Source organism: Streptomyces sp. NPDC051172, from assembly GCF_040682555.1.
In the GTDB taxonomy this organism is placed as follows: domain Bacteria; phylum Actinomycetota; class Actinomycetes; order Streptomycetales; family Streptomycetaceae; genus Streptomyces.
In genome coordinates this window covers 18,982-37,589 of sequence record NZ_JBFBBE010000022.1, presented here as the reverse complement: position 1 = coordinate 37,589, position 18,608 = coordinate 18,982, and the positions used below count along the sequence as shown (strand labels likewise).

The following is an 18,608-nucleotide window of genomic DNA, read 5'->3' as shown; positions in this document are numbered from 1 at the left end:
AACCCCGGCCACGACCTACCGCACACGCTCCACACGCCGCTCGTCCCACACCGGCTCGGCGGTCTCCCGCACACGCCCGTCACTGCCGAACACCAGATACCGGTCGAAGGCCCGAGCAAACCAGCGGTCATGCGTGACCGCCAGCACCGTACCGTCGAAGGCCTCCAGCCCCTCCTGCAGCGCCTCGGCGGACTCCAGGTCCAGGTTGTCGGTCGGCTCGTCCAGCAGCAGAGCCGTCACGCCCTCCAGTTCGAGGAGCAGGATCTGGAACCGTGCCTGCTGTCCCCCGGACAGGCGATCGAACGTCTGCTCGGCCTGGTTCGTGAGCTCGTAGCGGCGCAGCCGCGACATCGCCGCACCGCGGTCCTGGGAGTGCTCCTCCCACAGGATGTCCAGCAGTTTGCGGCCCTGGAGCTCGGGATGGGCGTGCGTCTGCGCGAAGTGCCCGGGCACGACCCGCGCCCCGAGCTTCCACTCCCCCGTGTGCGCCACCTCGTCGCCGGCCAGCAGCCGCAGGAAGTGCGACTTGCCGGAGCCGTTGGAGCCGAGGACGGCGACCCGCTCACCGTAGAAGACCTCCAGGTCGAAGGGGTGCATCAGACCGGTCAGCTCAAGTCCCTTGCAGGTGACGGCCCGTACGCCGGTGCGGCCACCCTTGAGGCGCATCGTGATGTCCTGCTCGCGCGGCGGCTCCGGGGGCGGGCCCGCCTCCTCGAACTTGCGCAGCCGGGTCTGCGCCGCCTGGTAGCGGGACGCCAACTCATGGCTGATGGACGCCGCCTGACGGAGACTCAGCACCAGCTTCTTCAGCTGGGCGTGCTTCTCGTCCCAGCGGCGGCGCAGCTCCTCGAAGCGGGCGAAGCGTTCGCGCCGGGCATCGTGGTAGGTGGCGAAGCCGCCGCCGTGCACCCAGGCGTCGGCGCCGGCGGGCGAGGGCTCCACCGAGACGATCTTCTCCGCGGCGCGGGCGAGGAGTTCGCGGTCGTGGGAGACGAAGAGGACCGTCTTGCGGGTCTCCTTCAGCCGCTCCTCGAGCCAGCGCTTGCCGGGCACGTCGAGATAGTTGTCGGGCTCGTCCAGCAGCAGCACCTCGTCCGTGCCGCGCAGCAGCGCCTCCAGCACGAGCCGCTTCTGCTCACCACCGGACAGCGTGCGCACCTGCCGGAACTGCGCCTTCTCGTACGGCACCCCGAGCGCGGCCGTGGTGCACATGTCCCACAGCGTCTCCGCCTCGTACCCGCGCGCCTCCGCCCAGTCCGCGAGGGCCTGCGCGTACTGCAGCTGGGCCGCCTCGTCGTCGACGGTCATGATGCCGTGCTCGGCCTTGTCGACGGCCTGCGCGGCCTCGCGGATCCGGGGCGGCGCCACGGACACCAGCAGATCCCTCACGGTCGTCTCGTCCCGTACGGACCCCACGAACTGCCGCATCACGCCGAGACCGCCACTGACGGTGACGCTTCCGCCGTGCGGTTTCAGCTCGCCGGAGATCAGCCGCAGCAGGGTCGTCTTTCCGGCGCCGTTCGGTCCGACGAGGGCGACGACGGCCCCTTCGCCCACCCGGAAGGACACATCGCCGAGCAGCGCCCTCCCGTCGGGGAGGTAGTACTCGAGGTGCGCGGCTTCCAGATGTCCCATGAGGAGGCATTCTGCGGGCCGGGCCGGGCGTCCGGCAAACGCTTATGCGGTTTCGTCGAGCGGACGGCCCGCGGGTCCGCCCTCGCCCGCCGGGGCCACCACGGCGCCCGCCCACGACAGGGCCTTCCAGCCGTCGGCGGGCGAGCCCTCCAGGATCACCACGCCGGTGTTGTCGAGGGGGCGGGCGGCGGCGAAGGGAACGTCGACGTTGTCGGCGCGGGCCGCGGTCCACATGCGGATCGCCGCGCCGTGGCTGACCATGGCGACCGTCGCGGCGCCGCTGCGTACGGCCTCGGCGACGACGGCGTCGTAGCGGTCGAGCGCCTCGGCGCCGCTCTCGCCGCCCGGCATCCGCAGCTCCGTGTCGCCGGCCGCCCACGCGAACACGGTCTTCATGTAGAGGGCGCCCTGCTCGGAGTCACCGGGCAGCATCTCCAGGTCGCCCGCGGTGAGCTCGCGGATGCCGTCGCGGACCAGGACGTCGAGGCCGCGGGCGGCGGCCAGCGGGGCGGCGGTGAGCTGCGTACGGACCAGGGTGGAGGCGTACACGGCCTCGATGTCCTCGTCGGCGAGCGCCTCGGGGAGGGCGGCGGCCTGCCGCTCGCCGAGCGTGGTCAGGCCAGGACCCGGGACGGCGGTGTCGAGCAGGAAATCGACGTTCGAGGGGGTCTGACCATGGCGGATGAGGAGCAGACGCATACAGGGCCCTCCGGGGGTCGATCACCGCCCGTGAGACAAGGAACGGGCACTTCAGGGTACCCGGCACCTCATGAGCCCCGACGTCGACCTCACCGTCCCGAAGCCCGGCCCCCACCCGCTGCGCAGCCGGCTGCTCGCACTCGACTGCCGTCTCTTCGAGTTCGCCGCCGAGCGGAACTGGCCGGCCGCCGAGCGTGTGCTGCCCCGGCTGAGCCGGAGCGCGAACCACGGTGTGCTGTGGTTCGCGGCGGCCGCCGCCATGGCGGCGAGCCGTACCCCGCGGGCCCGCCGGGCCGCCGCGCGCGGTCTCGCCTCGCTCGGCCTGGCCTCCCTGACGATCAACACGCTCGGCAAGCGCTCGGTGCGCCGCCCCCGGCCGGTGCTGGATACGGTGCCGCTGGTGCGGCAGCTGAAGCGGCAGCCGATCACGACCTCGTTCCCGTCCGGGCACTCCGCGTCGGCGGCCGCGTTCGCGACCGGCGTCGCACTGGAGTCGCCGGCCTGGGGTGCGGCGGTGGCCCCGGTCGCCTGGTCCGTGGCGCTCTCCCGCGTGTACACGGGGGTGCACTTCCCGAGCGACGTGCTCGCGGGAGCCGTCCTGGGCGTGGGCGCCGCCTTCGCCGTACGGGGGCTGGTTCCGACCCGCGCCCAGCTCGTCCCGCCCGCCCGGCCGCGCGCCCAGGTCGCGGCGCTGCCGGACGGTGAGGGCCTGGTGATGGTGGCCAACAACGGCTCGGGCACCGCCGACCGGGTGCGCGCCCTGCGGGACAACCTGCCGGCCGCCGAGGTCGTCGAGTGCCAACCGGACGACGTGCGCGCCGAGTTGGAGAAGGCCGCGGCCCACGCCCGGGTGCTCGGCGTGTGCGGCGGCGACGGCACGGTGAACGCGGCCGCCGAGGTCGCCCTGCGCCACGACCTGCCGCTCGCGGTGCTGCCCGGCGGCACCCTGAACCACTTCGCCTACGACCTGGGGGTCGAGGACGTCCGCGATCTGAGCCGGGCCGTCCAGCAGGGCGAGGCGGTGCGCGTGGACGTCGGCCGGTTCGTCTGCGGAGAGCAGCAGGGCGTCTTCCTCAACACCTTCAGCCTGGGCGTCTACCCGGAGCTGGTGCGGGTGCGGGAACGCTGGTCGGGCCGGATCGGCGGCTGGCCGGCCGGGGTCCTTGCGGTCCTGCGCGTCCTGCGCACGGGCCGGCACCCGCTGGAGGCCGAGTTCGGCGGCCAGGTGCGCCCGCTGTGGCTGCTGTTCGTCGGCAACGGCACCTACCACCGGATGGGCCTGGCGCCCGGCCGCCGGCTCGACCTCGCGGACGGTCAGCTCGACGTACGGGTGGTGCACGGCGGCCGCCGCCCCGCGCTGCGACTGCTCGCGGCCGCCCTGGCGGGCCCGCTGACCCGCTCCCCCGTCCACGCGGCGGTCCAGGTGGGCCGGCTGCACCTGCAGGGCATCGCCCCCGGCACGCTCCTCGCCCATGACGGCGAGGTCACCGAGGCGGAGGGCGAAGTGACGCTGGAGAAACTCCCCGAGGCACTCACCGTGTACCGCCCCCTGACCGTCAGCTGACAGCCAGTCAGTCCAGATGGCAAAACATGGGTCTCATCATTCGACATGCAGGCGTACGGTGATGCGTACCGACAAGCCGTCGAACAGGGGAGTTCGCCATGTCGAAGCCGCAGGAGACCGCCGTCTACACGCACGGGCACCACGAGTCGGTGCTGCGCTCCCACACCTGGCGGACCGCCGCCAACTCCGCGGCGTATCTGCTCGGTTCACTGAAGCCCCACATGAAGATCCTGGACATCGGCTGCGGCCCGGGCACCATCACCGCCGACCTGGCGGCCCTGGTCCCCGACGGGCACGTCACCGGCGTCGACCATGCGCCGGGGATCCTGGACCAGGCCCGGGCCACGGCCACCGAACGGGGCCTGACGAACGTCGACTTCGCGGTCGCGGACGTACACGCCCTGGACCACCCCGACGACACGTTCTGTGTGGTCCACGCGCACCAGGTGCTGCAGCACGTCGGTGACCCGGTGCAGGCACTGCGCGAGATGGTGCGGGTGACGAAACCGGGCGGGTTCATCGCCGTCCGCGACTCGGACTACGCGGCCATGGCCTGGTATCCCGCGTCCCAGGGGATGGACGACTGGTTGGACCTGTACCGCCGGGTGGCCCGCGCCAACGGCGGCGAGCCGGACGCCGGACGGCGGCTGAAGTCCTGGGCGCTGCAGGCGGGCCTGAGCGACGTCACCACCACCTCCGGCACGTGGACATTCTCCACACCGCAGGAGCGGGCCTGGTGGAGTGGGCTGTGGGCGGACCGGACCCTCGCTTCGGCCTACGCCGAGCGGGCCACGGAGGGCGGGCACGCCACCGGCGAGCAACTGCGGGCCGTCTCGGAGGCCTGGCGGGAGTGGGGCGCGCAGGAGGACGGCTGGTTCAGTGTGCTGCACGGAGAGATTCTGTGCCGAAAAGGCGCCTGAATCTCCATTTCCGGGATACCCGGACAACAGGAGGTTCGAATTATGGTTGCCGTTCTGCTCGTACTGCTTCTCGCACTGATACTTTTCGGCGCGGGATTCGCAGTGAAGATGCTCTGGTGGATTGCGCTGGCGGTTCTCGTGCTGTGGGTGCTGGGATTCCTGGTGCGCGGCACAACAGCGGCCGGGGGCAGGGGGCGCTGGTACCGCTGGTAGTCAGCTCCTGGGAAGCAACGGTCCGAGCGGCCCGAGGTCCAGATTCAGGTCCTCGGGCCGCAGTCCGTAGCGCTCGCGCAGTTCGGTCATGCGGTCGTCGAGCAGCATGAGTGTGAGCCCGATCCGCTCCTCCTGGTCCTCGCTGAGGTCCCCGGTGTCGAAGCGGCGCAGCGCCTGGCGCTCCATGAGCTGGCGCAGCAGCTCCACCACGGTCAGCACGAGTTTGACGAGGTCGCGCTCGACGGTGTCGGGTTCGAGGTCCAGCCGGTTGCTGTGCCGGGTCATGTCAGCTCCCCCCAGGGTGACGGTACCTGCTCGTTGACCGAGCTGATCAGAGCGTTCAGGTCGATGCGCACCAGGTCGACGTCCGCGATGCGCAGGGTGATGTCCCCCGTGATGACGACCCCGCCGGCGAGCAGCCGGTCCAGCAGGTCCACCAGGGCGATCTCACGACGTTCGACAACTGTCACGACTCATCCCCCGCAAAGGAATAGGCGGCCCAGGGGCCGGTGAGTTCGACTCGTATCGCCGGACTGTTCAGCTTTGTTTCGTCCTTGCTCCGGTCCACCAGCTCCACGAATTCCTCGGAATCACGGCGGGACACCAGATAGGCGGCGTTGAGAACATTCCGGCCGGCGACCCCGGACAGGGCTGGATTCTGTGGGGCATGCAATCGGGAGTCGTCGGCGTACGCGGAAAGCGCCGCGTGCAGGTGCTCGGCGAACTCCTCGGTCTGCTCCCACATGTCCTCGCTCGCGCGGACGCTCATGCGCCGCTGTCGCAGATAGTCACGGCCCGAGGCCGCCTTCTGCGCAGGCGCGCCGGAATCCTCCGGCTGGGGTTCGGCGTACACCTTGACGCCCCATTCCACCCGACCCTCCAGCCGGTCGAGGGTGCGCCGGAAGTCCTCTTCGCGCGCCTCCATCATCACGCGGACACCGCTGTCGTCCCGGAAGACGGTCCCGAGCCGCAGCGGCAGCGGAGTGGTGACGACGGTGAGCGCGTCGATCACGCTCTGATGGGCCCGCGCCGTCTCCGTCAGCCAGTCCAGGTCCTCCAGACGCCTGCGGAGCGGCTCCTCCGCGAAGTCCCGCTCCGGCACATGACTGACCACGGCTATCAGGCCGTGGTGGGTGAGCACTCTGGGCGGATCACCCGCCACGCCTTTCAGCTGGGACTGCAACGGGGCGCCGAAGGGACGGCAGACGGCGTAGACGTACCGCAGTCCGGTCATGGGCCCTCCTTCTCTTCGCGCACGGCACGGCCCTCTTCGAGCCGGCCGTCCTCCAGTTGCGCGAGTCGCTCGCGCAACTCGGCGTTCTCCCGCGCGAGTTCCTTGCGGCGGGCACCGGAGGACAACGCGGGGTCGTCCTCCCACCAGTCGATGCCCATCTCCTTCGCCTTGTCGACCGAGGCCACGATCAGGCGGAGTTTGACGGTGAGGAGTTCGATGTCGAGCAGGTTGATCCGGATGTCACCGGCGATCACGATGCCCTTGTCGAGCACGCGCTCCAGGATGTCGGCGAGGTTGGCGCCGCTGTTGGATCCGTAGGGCTCGGGCAGCCGGCCGGCCATGGTCATCGACGGCTCCCACTGTGGGCGGGCTCGTACTCGGGTTCCTGCTCTTCCTCGTACTCGTCCTCGCCCTCGCCCTCGCCCTCGTCATCTTCGTCCTCGTACTCGTCCTCGGGCTCTTCTTCGCCTTCTCCCTCTTCCTCCTCGTCGAACTCCTCTTCCTCCCCTCGGGGCTCGTCCTCTTCCTCGTACTCGCCGTTCTCCTCCTCGCCGTTCTCCTCCTCGCCGTTCTCCTCCTCGGCGACCGCGTCCTCGTGGCTGCGGACGACCTCGCCGTCGCTGATCTCGCCGCGCCAGCCGTCCTCGGCCTCGCCCTTGAGGGTGATGAACCGGACGAAGTTCTTGAGATCGAGCCGGGCCCTGCGGCCCTGGGCGCGCCAGATGTTGCCTGTCTTCTCGAACAGGCCCGTGGGGTAGTACTCGATGACCAGCAGGATGCGGGTGAGGTTGTCGTCGAGCCGGTGGAAGGAGACGACCCCCTTGGTGGTGCCCTTGGCGCCCTCCGAGGTCCAGGAGATCTTCTCGTCCGGCACCTGCTCGGTGGTCTTCGCCTTCCAGCTGCGGTTGGACCAGAAGACCTTGAGCTGCCAGTCGGACTGGGTGTCGTCGGCGCGGTTCGCGCTCTTGACGCCCTTCGCGAAGGTGCTGAAGTCCTGGTACTGGGTCCACTGGTCGTAGGCGGTGCGCCTGGGGACGCCGACGTCGACGGACTCGATGATGACCGTCGGCTTCTTGCCGGCCCCGCCCTTGCGCTTCCCCTTGCCGCCGCCGAGGTTCTTGAATGCCTCGACCACGTTGTCCTTGGCCCGGCCGGCGCCGGTCTCCAGCGCGGCGCGCAGGGGGCCCTTGCCCTCGGCGAGCTTGCGGCCGCCGTCGAGCGCGAGCTTGGCGAAGCCCGGGCTGTTCCCCTCGGCGATGTCGTTCAGCTTGCCGGTGGTCTCGCCGAGCTTGCGGCCGAAGCCGGCCAGCAGCCGGGTGGCCTGTGCGGCCAGGTACTCCTGCACTTCGGCCTTGAGCCGGTCGGCGGCCTCGCTGTGGGCCACGTCGGTCAGTGGGCCGGTCGCGTCCTTCGCACCGCGCGCGGCGGAGGTCGCGGAGCCGAGAGTCTCGGTCATCACTCACCGCCTCCCTTCGGCCGGCGGGCCCGGGTGTGGCCGGACCCGCCCCTGGCGGGTGCCGCCTTGCGGGCGGCCGTCCTCTTGGCGGCGGACTTCTTCGCCGTCGTCTGCTTCGACGCGGCCTTCTTGGCCGGCGCCTTCTTCGCCGGAGAGCGCTTCGCGGCCGTCTTCTTGGCCGGGGCCTTCTTGGCGGCCTTCTTCGCGGACTTGCGCGCCGGACGGCCTTCGGCCTCGTCGGAAGGAGGCTCCTCCTCGCCCTCCGGCTCGTCGGCGTCCCGCTCCTCGTCCGCCGGCTCCTCGTCGTCGTACTCGTCCCGCGAGTCCTCGTCCTCAGCCTCGCCGGACTCCTCGTTCTCGTCCTCCTCCGGAGCCTCGTCCTCCTCCTCGTCGTCGAGGAGGCCCTTCGCCCGGTCCGTCGCGCCCGAGAGCTGGTCGCGGACCTGTGCGGTACGTCCGTGGAGGCGGTCGGCGAGGGCGTCCATCTGCCGCTCCACCATGGCGCCCGAGGCCGCCTTGCCGACACCGCGCAGGTCCTCGCGCAGCTGGTCACCGATCTCCTTGAGCTGCGGATTGTTGTGCAGCTGCTGGGACACCAGGTCCGCGAGCGCCCGCGGGCTCAGATTCATCCGCTTGCCGGCCACCAGGCTGCCGACGGCGAACGCCATTTTCATCTTCTTCGTACGTCCGAGGACGTATCCGGCCCCTACTGCGAGGCCCAGCCCCACTCGATTCATCGTGTCGTCCCGTTGCCCGTGGCCGCGCCGCCGCGCAGACCGATGTCCAGCCGGTCGAGAAGCTCGTCCTCCTGTCGGTCGAACTCCTCCTCGTCGATCTCGCCCGCCTCCAGTTGCTCCTCGAGCCGGGCGAGTTCCGCCCTGACGGTGGCGGGGTCGTAATAGATCCGTTCCGCCTCGTGCAGCACCTGTCCGATCACCCACCCGCTGCCGCGCACCGGCGCGAAGGGCAACAGGACCAGCTCCTTGATCAGTCCCACGGCGGCCTCACTCCTGAGCGCTGCCCGGGCCGGCGGAGCTGCCCGCGTGCTCGGCGGGGCCGGGCTCGACGAAGCTGTACGGCGGCAGCGGGCCGTTGACGCGCAGCTCGATGTGCGGGTGGTTCTTGCGGACCTGCTCCACCTCCGCCAGGAAGGCCTCGGCGGAGTCGCGCCCCACGAGGAAGGAGACATTGAGCAGCCAGCCGGTGGACTCGGGGCCCGCGCTCACGGCGTCGGCGGCCGGTTCCAGGGCGCGCTGCAGCTCCGCCGCGTCCTCGGCCTCCCGGGCCTTGACCGCGGCGACGACCATCTCGCCGAGCCGCAGCCGCTGTTCGTAGCTGCCGCCGCCCGCCTGCCGGTTGGCCTCGGTCATGGCACGGATCTCCGAGTTCTCGGACATCACGCGGTGCAGGACGGCCTCTTCCTGGTGGGTGGCCTTGACGTTGTACTCGACCTTGCCCTCCAGAGCGCGCAGCCGCTCCTTGTAGTGGTCGGCGCGTTCGGCGAGCACACCGGTGACCGTGTCGTCGTCCGGGGCCACACTGCCGAACCGCATGGGCAGCACCGGCCCGGCAGCGCCCGCCTCGGCGAGCACGCCCTGGTGGGCGAGCAGGTCCTTGCGCTTGGGCCGCAGGCCCTCGGGGGCGTCGCTCACGACAGCCGCCAGATCGCCCTCCTGGAGGACGCGCACCGGGCGGGGCGGGTCGCCGACACCGGTCAGGTCCTCGGGGAGCGCGGGATGTGAACTCGCGGTGATGCCGTATACGTACGTGCTCACTCCTGATCCTCCTTCCTGCGCGAGGACGTGGCCTTGCGGGCGCGCGGCCGGGACTCGGTCTCCCGTTCGCGGCTCTCGCCACGTGCCTGCTGGAAGGCGTCGGAGATGGTCTCCGCCGCTCCGGAGAGCGCACCCTTGGACTTGCCGCGCGCGCCGGACTCGGTGATCTCTCCGACCATGTCGGGCAGGCCGGGGCTCTTGTGCGGTCCTGCTTCCAGGTCGAGGCGGTTGCACGCCTCGGCGAAGCGCAGATAGGTGTCGACGCTGGCCACGACGACACGTACGTCGATCTTGAGGATCTCGATGCCGACCAGGGAGACCCGCACGAACGCGTCGATCACGAGACCCCTGTCAAGGACGAGCTCCAGAACGTCATAAAGGCTGCTGGAGCCGCCGCCTCCACCGCTCTGCTGTGCCGGGACAACGGTCATGCCGACCGCGCCTCCTTGTCTCAGTAGGTTCCGGGCAGGCGGCCTAGCGGCCGCCCGACCTGTGTGCGTCGGCTCGCCCGCGTTCGTAGCGGCGGACGCGCCGGTAGCCGGTCAGTTGTCCCTCGGGGTCCAGATCGACCTGATAGCTCGCCATCAGGCTCATCGTGTCCGGCACGCGGGCCAGTTCGAGGACCTCGACCTCCAGGGACCAGCCGTCCTCCGTCTGTTCGAAGGACGAGACGCTCTCGGCAGACATGCCGGTCAGCTCCGCGAGCTGCATGCGCGCCTGGCGTAGCACCTCCATGGGGTTCGGCCGCCTGTCCGCCGTACTCTTTCTGTCGGTATTTCGTGGACTCTGCGAATTTCTGGTGTCTTTTGTGTCAGCCATGGCCACCTCTGTGACCGGGTGGCCGCATTGGCGCTGGCCAAACCTTCAGGAGGTACGCAACGCGTCGAGCCTGCGCCGGGCCGGTCCCAGGGCGCGGCCGCGGCCCATGATCGCGGCCCAGGGATCGGTGCGGGCCTGCTCGACGGCGTCGGCGATGGTCCACCGGCGGGCGGTGAGGTCCGGGTCGTCCAGCTGGTCCCAGGTGATCGGGGTGGCCACGGGGGCGCCGGGGAGGGCGCGCACGGTGAGGGGCGCGACCGCGGTCTGCGCGTAGGCGTTGCGGCCGACGTCGAGGTAGAGGCGGTCGCCGCGCTGCTTCTTGCGTGCGGCTGTGGTGAGCCGGTCGGGGTGGGCCCCGGCGAGGGTGTCGGCGACGTCGCGGGCGAACTCGCGGACCTCGTCGAAGTCGTGCCGGCCGTTCAGCGGCACGACGACGTGCAGTCCGCGCGAGCCGGTGGTCATCAGTCCCGAGGGGAGCTGCAGCTCGTCGAGGAGTTCCCCGAGCAGCACGGCCGCCTCGCGCACCGCCGCGAAGTCGTCCCTGGGGGTCCCCCCAGGCCCTTCAGGCACCGGGGGAGGGTCCAGGTCGAAGACCATCCGGTCGGGCCGGTCGAGCCGGCCGACCCGGGACAGCCAGCGGTGCAGGGTGAGGCTGGCCTGGTCGGCGAGGTGGAGGAGGGTGGCGGAGTCGTCGCACACGGTGTGGCAGACGGTGCCGCCCTCCTTGGGCACCTCGATGCGGCTGATCCACTCCGGATAGTTGTCGGGGGTGTTCTTCTGCATGAAGCGCGGGCCGTCCAGGCCGTCCGGATGCCGTTCCAGCATCAGGGGGCGGCCGCGCAGATGGGGCAGCATGAACGGGGCGGCGGACCGGTAGTACTCGACGAGGTCGCCCTTCGTGTACTCCTTCTCGCGGCCGTCGCCGTTGCCGGGGAAGAGCACCTTGTCGGCCCGGTGGACCTCCACGGTGCGGCGTCCGGCGCGCACGGTGCGTACGTCGCCGCTCACCGCACGACCGCCTCCTCCACCAGCAGTTTCCCGGCCGCCGCGATCGACTCGGCGTCGATGCCCGCGGCGTGCAGCTGCTGGTCCGGAGCGGCCGAGCCGGGCATCGTACGGACGGCCAGGCGCACCAGTCGCGGTACCGGCCGCCCGTCCAGGAAGGCGTCCAGGACGGCGTCGCCGAGGCCGCCCTCCTCGTGGTGGTCCTCCACGGTGACCAGGCAGTCGGTGTCCTCGGCGGCGCGGCGCAGGGTGCGCCGGTCGACGGGCTTGACCGAGTAGAGGTCGATGACGCGGGCCTGGATGCCGTCCCGGTCCAGCGCGTCGGCGGCGGCCAGCGCCTCGGCCACGGTGACGCCGGCCGCGACGAGGGTCAGCCGGTCGTGCGGGGAGGAGCGCAGTACCTTGCTGCCGCCGATGGGGAACTCCTCGTCGGGGCCGTAGATCACCTGGCTCGCCCCGCGCGAGGTGCGCAGATACCGGATGCCCTCGCAGCCCGCCATCGCGGCGACGAGCTGCGCGGTCTGGTTGGCGTCGCACGGGTACAGCACGGTCGAGCCGTGCACCGCCCGCATCATCGCCAGGTCCTCCAGGCCCATCTGGGACGGGCCGTCCTGACCGATGGCGATGCCCGCGTGCGAGCCGACGAGGTTGATGCCGGCGCCGCTCACGGACGCCATGCGTATGAAGTCGTACGCGCGGGTCAGGAAGGCCGCGAACGTGGCGGCGTACGGCACCCAGCCGCGGGAGGCGAGGCCCACCGCGGCGGCGACCATCTGCTGTTCGGCGATGTAGCACTCGAAGTACCGGTCGGGATGTTCCTTGGCGAAGAGCTCGGCCCGGGTGGAGTCGCCGACCTCGCCGTCGAGGGCCACGACATCGCTGCGCGCGGTGCCGAGGGCGGTGAGCGCCTGCCCGTAGGCGTCCCGGGTGGCGACACCCTTCTCGGGGGTGCCCTTCTCCCAGCGGGGCAGTTCGAGGTGCCCGGCGCGCACGGCGTGCAGCATACGGGTGGCGGTCGGCTCGTGGACGTACACCCGCAGGTCGCGGAGGCCGCCGAGTTCGGCGATCGCCTCGTCGGCGTCCTTGAGGGGCTTGCCGTGCATTCCCTCGCGGTCCTGGGCGGCGCTGACGCCCCTGCCCTTGAGGGTGCGGGCGAGGATCACGGTCGGCTGCCCGGTGGTCGAGAGCGCCTCGCCGTACGCGCGGTCGACGGCATCGACGTCATGCCCGTCCACCTCGATGGTGTGCCAGCCGAAGGCCTGGAAGCGGCGGGCGTAGGCGTCGAGGTCGTGCCCGTGCCGGGTCGGTCCCCGCTGGCCCAGCCGGTTCACGTCGACGATCGCGGTGAGGTTGTCCAGATGCTCGTACGCCGCGTGCTCGGCGGCCTCCCAGATCGACCCCTCGGCCAGCTCGCTGTCCCCGCACAGCACCCACACGCGGTACCCGCCCCGGTCCAGCCGCTTGCCGGCCAGTGCGATGCCGACGCCGACGGGCAGCCCCTGGCCGAGCGACCCGGTGGCCGTCTCGACCCAGGGCAGCCTGCGTGGCGTCGGATGCCCCTCGAGGCGGCTGCCCAGCTTGCGGAAGGTGAGCAGCTCGCCGTCCTCGATGGCTCCGGCCGCCTTGTAGGCGGCGTAGAGAAGGGGCGAGGCGTGCCCCTTGGAGAGCACGAAACGGTCGTTGCCGGGGTGGGCGGGCCGGTCGAAGTCGTAGCGGAAGTGGTGGGCGAACAGTACGGCCATCAGATCAGCGGCGGACATCGAGGACGTCGGATGCCCGGACCCCGCGGCGTCGGCTGCACGGACACTGTCCACGCGCAACTGCTGGGCGAGCTCGACGAGTTCGTCGGTATTCATGAGTCTCCTTCCGCGGGGCTGTCGGAACGTCGCTGCACGGGGCCCGGGGGTTCGGCCGCGTCGCCACCGGCCTGCTCCTCACCGAGCTCAGAAACCGGCTGACCCTCGGGGGGCTCACCACCGGGCTGGTTTTTCGCGGGCTCACCACCCGGCTGGTTCTTCGCCGGCTCCGTGGTCTGCTCCGGTGCCGGAGTGCCGTGCCCGGTCGTGTCGGTCTCTGTGGCCGCACCCGGGCCCGAGGCGGCTGCGGCCGTGGAACGGGGTTCCGGTCGGCCCGGTACTCGGGCCAGTTCCGGTGAGGCCGTGTCCAGGGGAACCGACCAGGAGCGGACGAGTCCCAACTGGACCGCCTGGCGCGGGAGTACGGCGTCCAGGAGCCAGTCCGCGGCGACGCGTACGCGGTTGCCGGGCATGGCTGCCAGGTGGTAGCCACGGGTGACCGCTCCGGCCAGCGGGCCGGGCAGGTGGATGCCGAGCGGGTTGGCGGCGGCCTTCGTGCCGCCGAGGTCGACGACGAAGCCCAGGTCGCGGTGGCGGTAGGCACGCCGTTCACCGACCCCCAGGGACGCGGCGACGTTCTGCGCCGCGACCTTGCCGTGCCGCCAGGCGTGCTGCGCGGTCATCGGCGTGTACGACCCCGGGTTGTCGAGGTCCGGCACCGCGGCCGCGTCGCCGCACGCGAACACCTCGGGGCGGCCCGGCACTTGGAGGTGCGGGTCGACGAGGAGCCGGCCGCGTTCCAGCGGCTGCCCGGTGGACTCGACGAGCGGATCGGGCCGTACGCCCACACACCACACCAGCGTGCGGGTGTCGACGAACTCGCCGTCGGTCAGCAGGACCCCGCCCGGCGTGGCCTCCTTCACGGAGGTCCCCATGCGCACGTCGACGCCCCGCCGGCGGAGCACCCGGTCGGCGGTGTGCGAGAGCCGTTCGTCCATCTCGGGCAGGACGCGCGGCGCGATGTCGAGCAGCATCCAGCGAGGGCGTATCCCCTGCCGGAGCGGGTGCTTGCGCACCTGTGCGTCGGTGTACATCTGCCCGTGCGCGGCGACCTCGGTCCCGGTGTATCCGGCCCCGACCACCACGAAGGTGCACCGCGCGGCGCAGCTCTTCGGGTCGTCCGCGGCGGCGGCGAGTTCCACCTGCCGGGTGACGTGATCGCGCAGGTACAGCGCCTCGGGCAGCCCCCGGAAGCCGTGCGCGTACTCGGCCACCCCCGGAATCGGCAGCAGCTTGTTGACGCTGCCGACGGCGAGCACCAGCCGGTCGTACGCCAGCGTGCCGCCCTCGCCCTCCGGGTCGGTGTAGTGCACGCGCTGCCCGTCGAGGTCGACGGAGTCGGCCTCGCCGAGCACCAGCCGGACGTGCGGCAGGGTGCCGGACAGGGACACGGACACCCGGCGGGGTTCCAGGATCCCCGCGGCGACCTGGGGCAGCAGGGGCAGGTACAGGAAGTAGTCGGTCGGGTTCAGCAGGGTGACGTCGGCCTTGTGCCGCATCAGCCGGGACAGGACGCGGGCCGTCCGGTACCCGGCGAAACCGGCACCGACGATCACGATGCGGGGTCGACTCACGTTCGCCTCCGGCGCTGTCGCGTACGTCGTGCGGAGCCTTCCGCGTCCCCCTGGCCAAGGCCCCCAAACGTCCGCCGGTTTCCGCCGCGGGCGCCGGGTACCCGGAGCGGGCCATCGCCCACTGCCTCCCGGAGGTGTCCCCCATGCCCGAGTACGGCTACTTCCTCTCGTGCGAGGAGTTCGGTCCCGCGGAACTCGTCGAACAGGCGAGGATGGCGGAGCAGGCCGGATTCCAGTCGCTGTGGATCTCGGACCACTACCATCCGTGGAACGACACGCAGGGCCAGAGCCCGTTCGTGTGGTCGGTGATCGGCGCGCTCTCGGAGGCGGTGTCGCTGCCGGTCGAGACTGCGGTCACCTGCCCGACCGTGCGCATCCACCCGGCGGTGGTCGCACAGGCCGCGGCCACCTCGGCGGTGATGCTGAACGGCCGGTTCCGGCTCGGGGTGGGCACCGGTGAGGCCCTGAACGAGCACATCCTCGGGCACGTCTGGCCGCCCGCGCACATCCGCATGGAGATGCTGGAGGAGGCCGTCCAGATCATGCGCCGCCTGTTCACCGGCGAGGAGGTCAGCCACCACGGCACCCACTACACGGTGGAGAACGCCCGCCTGTACACGGTCCCCGACGAGCCCGTCCCGATCGACATCTCCGGCTTCGGCCCGGCCGCGACGCAGCTCGCGGGACGGGTCGGCGACGGCTACATCACGATGATGCCGGACGCCTCGATGGTCGAGCAGTTCCGCAAGGGCGGTGGCGGCGGCAAGCCGGTGATCGGCGGTACCAAGCTCTGCTACGGCACCGACCGCGACGAGGCCGTGCGCACGGTGCACAAGCGGTGGTTCAACCAGTTCCTGCCGGGCGAGATGGGCCAGATCCTGCCCTCGCCGAGGCATTTCGAGCAGTTGGCGCCGCTGGTCACCGAGGAGATGGTGCGCGAGAAGGCGGTGTGCGGGGACGACGTCGACGAGCACGTCTCGGCCCTGCAGGCCTTCGCCGACGCGGGCTTCGACCGGGTCTACGTCAACCAGATCGGCCCCGATCAGCGCGGGTTCTTCGACTTCTACCGTACGAAGGTGCTGCCGCAGCTGCAGCAGTCCTGAGGAAGCCGCGATGAAACTCCACCGCCCCGTCGTCTCCGTCTACACGGTGCCGACCGACGCCCCCGAGGCCGACGGCACGCTGGCCTGGGACTCCACGACCATGGTGATTGCCGAGGTGACGACCGGCGACGAGACCGGCACGGGCTGGACCTACGGCCCGCCGACGGTCGGCGACTTCATACGCGACCAGCTCGCCCCGCTGGTCGAGGGCCGCTCCGCCCTCGACATCCCGTCCGTGCACGACGCGATGTGCCGTTCCATCCGCAACGCGGGCCGCCCCGGGGTCGCCGCGGGCGCGATCTCCGCGGTGGACATCGCACTGTGGGACCTCAAGGCCCGCCTCCTCGGACTCCCCCTGGCCCGGCTGCTCGGGGTCTGCCGCGAGCGGGTCCCGGTGTACGGCAGCGGCGGCTTCACGACGTACCACGACACGCATCTGGCCGCGCAGCTGAACGGCTGGGTGCACGGGCAGCACATCCCGCGCGTGAAGATCAAGATCGGGGAGAGCTGGGGCCGGGCGGTCCCGCGGGACCTGGCCCGCGTCCACGCGGCACGCCAAGTGATCGGTCCCGAAGCCGAGTTGTACGTCGACGCGAACGGCGCCTACACCCGCAAACAGGCCGTCCGCGTCGGCCGCGCCCTGGCCGAGCACGGCGTCGGCTGGTTCGAGGAGCCGGTCTCCTCGGACGACCTGACGGGCCTGCGCCTGGTCCGGGACGCCCTGGTGTGCGATGTGACCGCCGGCGAGTACGGCTACGGCCTGCCCTACTTCGCCCGCATGATCGCGGCGGGTTCGGTCGACTGTCTGCAGATCGACGCGACGCGCTGCGGCGGCATCACGGAGTTCCTGCGCGCCGCCGCGCTCGCCCAGGCGCACGGCCTGGAGGTCTCCACCCACTGCGCCCCGCACGCCCACGCCGCGGCGGCCGCCTCGCTGCCCAACCTGCGCCACATGGAGTGGTTCCACGACCACGTACGCATCGAGGACATGTTCTTCGACGGGGCGCTGGATCCGACGGGGGGTACGGTGCGCCCGACGTACGGCCTGGGCCACGGGCTGACCCTGCGGACCGACGAGGTGGAGGAGTACCGGGTCGGCTGATGCCCTAGCGGCGGGCGAGCCGGGTCAGCCTCCGTGCGGCCAGGGCGCCCGCGCCGACGGTGAGCGCCGCCCCCATCCGGCCGCGGTTGCGGGAGATCCACTCCTGCGCGCTGTCCGGCCGGGACTCCTCGTCGAACCGTCCGTGCGCGCCGAAGTCCCTTCCGTGCGCCCCGTCCGCCGGGGTCCACAGATTGCCGAGTTCGGCGTGCTCGCCCTCGTCCTGCTGGGCGTCGAAGCCGGTACGGGCGAGATAGCGGTCGAGTGCTCCGGGAACCACCGCGTTGGCGATCAGGGTGGCCACCGTGGAACTTCCGACCCAGTACTCGCGCCGCCGCCCGTGCGAGGCCGCGTGCACGATCGCCCGGGCCGCGACCTCCGGCTGGAACACCGGCGCCACCGGCCGGGCCCGCCCCGGCATCCGGCTCAACACCCAGTCGAACTGCGGGGTGTTGAGGGCGGGCAGCTGCACCATCGTCGTACGGACCCCGGTGCCGCTGTGCAGCAGCTCGCACCGCAGCGACTCGTTGAACCCCTGGATCGCGTGCTTGGCCCCGCAGTACGCCGACTGCAGCGGAATCCCGCGGTAAGCGAGGGCGGACCCGACCTGCACGATCGTGCCGCGGTCGCGCGGCAGCATGTGGTGCAGCGCGGCCCGGGTGCCGAACACACAGCCCAGGTACGTCACTTCGGTCACCCGGCGGAATTCGTCCGGGGTGATCTGGGCGAACGGCGCGAACACCCCGGCGAAGGCGTTGTTGACCCACACGTCGATGTGCCCGAACGTGTCGGCGACCTGCTGGGCGGCGTCGTCGACCGCCTTGGCGTCGGCCATGTCGACGGTGACGACGAGGGCCTCGCCCCCGGCGCGCTGCACCTCGTCGGCGGCCGCGGCGAGGCCCTCACGTCCCCGGGCCAGCAGGGCGACCCGGTCGCCCCGGGCGGCGAAGGCCAGGGCCGTGGCCCGGCCCACGCCGCCGCTGGCCCCGGTCACGACGACTGCTTTGCGGCCCCCCGGCACGGGCACCCCCAAACGCCTGCGCACGACTCGTCACCCCCGGCGGTGCGGCTGCTCGGGGTCGATGTCGTCCGGGCGCGGCGCCGGGGTGCCCGAACCGCCCGGTTCGCCCGCGAGGGGTGCGCCCGCGGCCCCGCCCGGTGCGACCGGCGGCACCGGCGGATACGGCGCCCCGAGTCCGCTCGGCGGCGCGGCGGGCGCACGGCCGCCCACGACGGGGTCGCCCTGGCTCGCGGCGGCCGGCACCGCCTCCCGCTCCGGTGTGGCCCGGGACGCGGAGGGCCGGGCCGCATCACGCAGGACGTAGGCGACGGCGCCGAGGATCACCGCGGTGATCAGCGCGGCGGCCCAGTCGGGCAGGCCGATCGCGAGGGCCAGTCCGATGGAGAGTGCGAGGGCCGCGCCCGCGTACAGGGCGACGGCTCCGGACACGGCGTACAGCATCGCCCTACGCCGCTGCTTGCGAGTCTGTTCGCGCAGTTCGTCGCGCACGGTCTCGCGCGCCACCTGCGCCAGCTCGTCGACCAGGTGCCTGTCCAGGTGCTCCAGATGATCCAAGCCTTCCATGGGAGCCGAGTACCCGTACGGGCGTACGGATAACGCGGTCCGTCACGGCCGGAAAGCGGTGCGTCAGCCCA

Annotated in this window: 22 protein-coding genes; 5 read left to right on the top strand and 17 right to left on the bottom strand. The window is 71.7% G+C overall.

What is annotated here, in order from left to right; genetic code table 11:
* Window positions 1-15 precede the first annotated feature (15 nt).
* Window positions 16-1,635: an ATP-binding cassette domain-containing protein gene (locus AB0N07_RS16000; RefSeq protein WP_365835252.1), complete on the bottom strand. Its 1,620-nt coding sequence runs from the start codon at window positions 1,633-1,635 to the stop codon at window positions 16-18.
* 42 nt (window positions 1,636-1,677) lie between these two features.
* Complete coding sequence (locus AB0N07_RS15995) at window positions 1,678-2,334, bottom strand: histidine phosphatase family protein (protein WP_365835250.1); 657 nt, start codon at window positions 2,332-2,334, stop codon at window positions 1,678-1,680.
* A 70-nt stretch (window positions 2,335-2,404) separates the two neighbouring features.
* On the opposite strand from AB0N07_RS15995, the gene AB0N07_RS15990 reads away from it, so the two are divergent.
* The 3 genes from AB0N07_RS15990 (at window position 2,405) to AB0N07_RS15980 (ending at window position 5,031) form a co-directional block, all read left to right on the top strand.
* Window positions 2,405-3,898, top strand: coding sequence for a phosphatase PAP2 family protein (locus AB0N07_RS15990; RefSeq protein WP_365835248.1), 1,494 nt, complete (start codon window positions 2,405-2,407; stop codon window positions 3,896-3,898).
* A 98-nt stretch (window positions 3,899-3,996) separates the two neighbouring features.
* The gene (locus tag AB0N07_RS15985; protein ID WP_365835246.1) at window positions 3,997-4,818 is read left to right on the top strand and encodes a class I SAM-dependent methyltransferase; all 822 of its coding nucleotides are present in this window, start codon (window positions 3,997-3,999) and stop codon (window positions 4,816-4,818) included.
* Window positions 4,819-4,860: 42 nt separating this feature from the next.
* Entirely contained in the window at window positions 4,861-5,031 is a 171-nt protein-coding gene (locus AB0N07_RS15980; RefSeq protein ID WP_365835244.1) for a hydrophobic protein, read from the top strand.
* Here the strand turns inward: AB0N07_RS15980 and AB0N07_RS15975 are convergent, their stop codons facing one another.
* From AB0N07_RS15975 to AB0N07_RS15915, 13 genes are read right to left on the bottom strand one after another with little or no spacing between them, the layout of a single operon-like run.
* Window positions 5,032-5,316, bottom strand: coding sequence for a gas vesicle protein K (locus AB0N07_RS15975; RefSeq protein WP_365835242.1), 285 nt, complete (start codon window positions 5,314-5,316; stop codon window positions 5,032-5,034).
* Window positions 5,313-5,501: a gas vesicle protein gene (locus AB0N07_RS15970; protein WP_030936857.1), complete on the bottom strand. Its 189-nt coding sequence runs from the start codon at window positions 5,499-5,501 to the stop codon at window positions 5,313-5,315. The genes AB0N07_RS15975 and AB0N07_RS15970 overlap by 4 nt, the downstream gene beginning before the upstream one ends.
* Window positions 5,498-6,265 carry a GvpL/GvpF family gas vesicle protein gene (locus AB0N07_RS15965; RefSeq protein WP_365835240.1) on the bottom strand — a complete coding sequence of 256 codons (768 nt, stop codon included), beginning with the start codon at window positions 6,263-6,265 and terminating at the stop codon, window positions 5,498-5,500. Before AB0N07_RS15965 ends, AB0N07_RS15970 begins: the two co-directional genes overlap by 4 nt.
* Window positions 6,262-6,612 (bottom strand): gas vesicle protein, encoded by a 351-nt coding sequence (locus AB0N07_RS15960; RefSeq protein ID WP_365835238.1) that lies wholly within the window; start codon window positions 6,610-6,612, stop codon window positions 6,262-6,264. The genes AB0N07_RS15965 and AB0N07_RS15960 overlap by 4 nt, the downstream gene beginning before the upstream one ends.
* Entirely contained in the window at window positions 6,609-7,721 is a 1,113-nt protein-coding gene (locus AB0N07_RS15955) for an SRPBCC family protein (protein ID WP_365835236.1), read from the bottom strand. The genes AB0N07_RS15960 and AB0N07_RS15955 overlap by 4 nt, the downstream gene beginning before the upstream one ends.
* On the bottom strand, window positions 7,721-8,458 hold the full coding sequence (locus AB0N07_RS15950; protein WP_365835234.1) for a DNA primase: 738 nt from the start codon (window positions 8,456-8,458) through the stop codon (window positions 7,721-7,723). The genes AB0N07_RS15955 and AB0N07_RS15950 overlap by 1 nt, the downstream gene beginning before the upstream one ends.
* Window positions 8,455-8,718 (bottom strand): gas vesicle protein GvpG, encoded by a 264-nt coding sequence (locus AB0N07_RS15945; protein WP_365835232.1) that lies wholly within the window; start codon window positions 8,716-8,718, stop codon window positions 8,455-8,457. The genes AB0N07_RS15950 and AB0N07_RS15945 overlap by 4 nt, the downstream gene beginning before the upstream one ends.
* Before the next feature lie 7 nt (window positions 8,719-8,725).
* On the bottom strand, window positions 8,726-9,496 hold the full coding sequence (locus tag AB0N07_RS15940; protein ID WP_365835230.1) for a GvpL/GvpF family gas vesicle protein: 771 nt from the start codon (window positions 9,494-9,496) through the stop codon (window positions 8,726-8,728).
* Window positions 9,493-9,927, bottom strand: coding sequence for a gas vesicle structural protein GvpA (locus AB0N07_RS15935; protein ID WP_365835228.1), 435 nt, complete (start codon window positions 9,925-9,927; stop codon window positions 9,493-9,495). Before AB0N07_RS15935 ends, AB0N07_RS15940 begins: the two co-directional genes overlap by 4 nt.
* Window positions 9,928-9,970: 43 nt before the next feature.
* Entirely contained in the window at window positions 9,971-10,315 is a 345-nt protein-coding gene (locus tag AB0N07_RS15930) for a gas vesicle protein (RefSeq protein WP_365835226.1), read from the bottom strand.
* A 45-nt stretch (window positions 10,316-10,360) separates the two neighbouring features.
* A complete protein-coding gene (gene ligD / locus AB0N07_RS15925; RefSeq protein ID WP_365835224.1) occupies window positions 10,361-11,323 on the bottom strand; it encodes a non-homologous end-joining DNA ligase in 963 nt (320 codons plus the stop codon).
* A complete protein-coding gene (locus AB0N07_RS15920; protein WP_365835222.1) occupies window positions 11,320-13,176 on the bottom strand; it encodes a transketolase in 1,857 nt (618 codons plus the stop codon). Before AB0N07_RS15920 ends, ligD begins: the two co-directional genes overlap by 4 nt.
* Window positions 13,173-14,750 (bottom strand): NAD(P)/FAD-dependent oxidoreductase, encoded by a 1,578-nt coding sequence (locus tag AB0N07_RS15915; protein WP_365835220.1) that lies wholly within the window; start codon window positions 14,748-14,750, stop codon window positions 13,173-13,175. The genes AB0N07_RS15920 and AB0N07_RS15915 overlap by 4 nt, the downstream gene beginning before the upstream one ends.
* Window positions 14,751-14,893: 143 nt before the next feature.
* Here AB0N07_RS15915 and AB0N07_RS15910 point away from each other — a divergent pair, with 143 nt between their 5' ends.
* Together AB0N07_RS15910 and AB0N07_RS15905 are read left to right on the top strand one after the other, a co-directional pair.
* Window positions 14,894-15,853: an LLM class F420-dependent oxidoreductase gene (locus AB0N07_RS15910; RefSeq protein WP_365835218.1), complete on the top strand. Its 960-nt coding sequence runs from the start codon at window positions 14,894-14,896 to the stop codon at window positions 15,851-15,853.
* A gap of 10 nt (window positions 15,854-15,863) precedes the next feature.
* Window positions 15,864-16,955: an enolase C-terminal domain-like protein gene (locus AB0N07_RS15905; protein ID WP_365835216.1), complete on the top strand. Its 1,092-nt coding sequence runs from the start codon at window positions 15,864-15,866 to the stop codon at window positions 16,953-16,955.
* A gap of 4 nt (window positions 16,956-16,959) precedes the next feature.
* Here AB0N07_RS15905 and AB0N07_RS15900 read toward each other — a convergent pair whose 3' ends face one another.
* Window positions 16,960-17,973 (bottom strand): SDR family oxidoreductase, encoded by a 1,014-nt coding sequence (locus tag AB0N07_RS15900; protein WP_365835395.1) that lies wholly within the window; start codon window positions 17,971-17,973, stop codon window positions 16,960-16,962.
* A 30-nt stretch (window positions 17,974-18,003) separates the two neighbouring features.
* Window positions 18,004-18,537 (bottom strand): phage holin family protein, encoded by a 534-nt coding sequence (locus tag AB0N07_RS15895; protein WP_365835214.1) that lies wholly within the window; start codon window positions 18,535-18,537, stop codon window positions 18,004-18,006.
* Between the last annotated feature and the right edge of the window lie 71 nt (window positions 18,538-18,608).

Coding starts and splice junctions, on each gene's coding strand:
- AB0N07_RS16000 (WP_365835252.1), bottom strand. CDS start 1,635: ATGGGACATCTGGAAGCCGCGCACCTCGAGTACTACCTCCCCGACGGG.
- AB0N07_RS15995 (WP_365835250.1), bottom strand. CDS start 2,334: ATGCGTCTGCTCCTCATCCGCCATGGTCAGACCCCCTCGAACGTCGAT.
- AB0N07_RS15990 (WP_365835248.1), top strand. CDS start 2,405: ATGAGCCCCGACGTCGACCTCACCGTCCCGAAGCCCGGCCCCCACCCG.
- AB0N07_RS15985 (WP_365835246.1), top strand. CDS start 3,997: ATGTCGAAGCCGCAGGAGACCGCCGTCTACACGCACGGGCACCACGAG.
- AB0N07_RS15980 (WP_365835244.1), top strand. CDS start 4,861: ATGGTTGCCGTTCTGCTCGTACTGCTTCTCGCACTGATACTTTTCGGC.
- AB0N07_RS15975 (WP_365835242.1), bottom strand. CDS start 5,316: ATGACCCGGCACAGCAACCGGCTGGACCTCGAACCCGACACCGTCGAG.
- AB0N07_RS15965 (WP_365835240.1), bottom strand. CDS start 6,265: ATGACCGGACTGCGGTACGTCTACGCCGTCTGCCGTCCCTTCGGCGCC.
- AB0N07_RS15960 (WP_365835238.1), bottom strand. CDS start 6,612: ATGACCATGGCCGGCCGGCTGCCCGAGCCCTACGGATCCAACAGCGGC.
- AB0N07_RS15955 (WP_365835236.1), bottom strand. CDS start 7,721: ATGACCGAGACTCTCGGCTCCGCGACCTCCGCCGCGCGCGGTGCGAAG.
- AB0N07_RS15950 (WP_365835234.1), bottom strand. CDS start 8,458: ATGAATCGAGTGGGGCTGGGCCTCGCAGTAGGGGCCGGATACGTCCTC.
- AB0N07_RS15935 (WP_365835228.1), bottom strand. CDS start 9,927: ATGACCGTTGTCCCGGCACAGCAGAGCGGTGGAGGCGGCGGCTCCAGC.
- AB0N07_RS15930 (WP_365835226.1), bottom strand. CDS start 10,315: ATGGCTGACACAAAAGACACCAGAAATTCGCAGAGTCCACGAAATACC.
- AB0N07_RS15920 (WP_365835222.1), bottom strand. CDS start 13,176: ATGAATACCGACGAACTCGTCGAGCTCGCCCAGCAGTTGCGCGTGGAC.
- AB0N07_RS15910 (WP_365835218.1), top strand. CDS start 14,894: ATGCCCGAGTACGGCTACTTCCTCTCGTGCGAGGAGTTCGGTCCCGCG.
- AB0N07_RS15905 (WP_365835216.1), top strand. CDS start 15,864: ATGAAACTCCACCGCCCCGTCGTCTCCGTCTACACGGTGCCGACCGAC.
- AB0N07_RS15895 (WP_365835214.1), bottom strand. CDS start 18,537: ATGGAAGGCTTGGATCATCTGGAGCACCTGGACAGGCACCTGGTCGAC.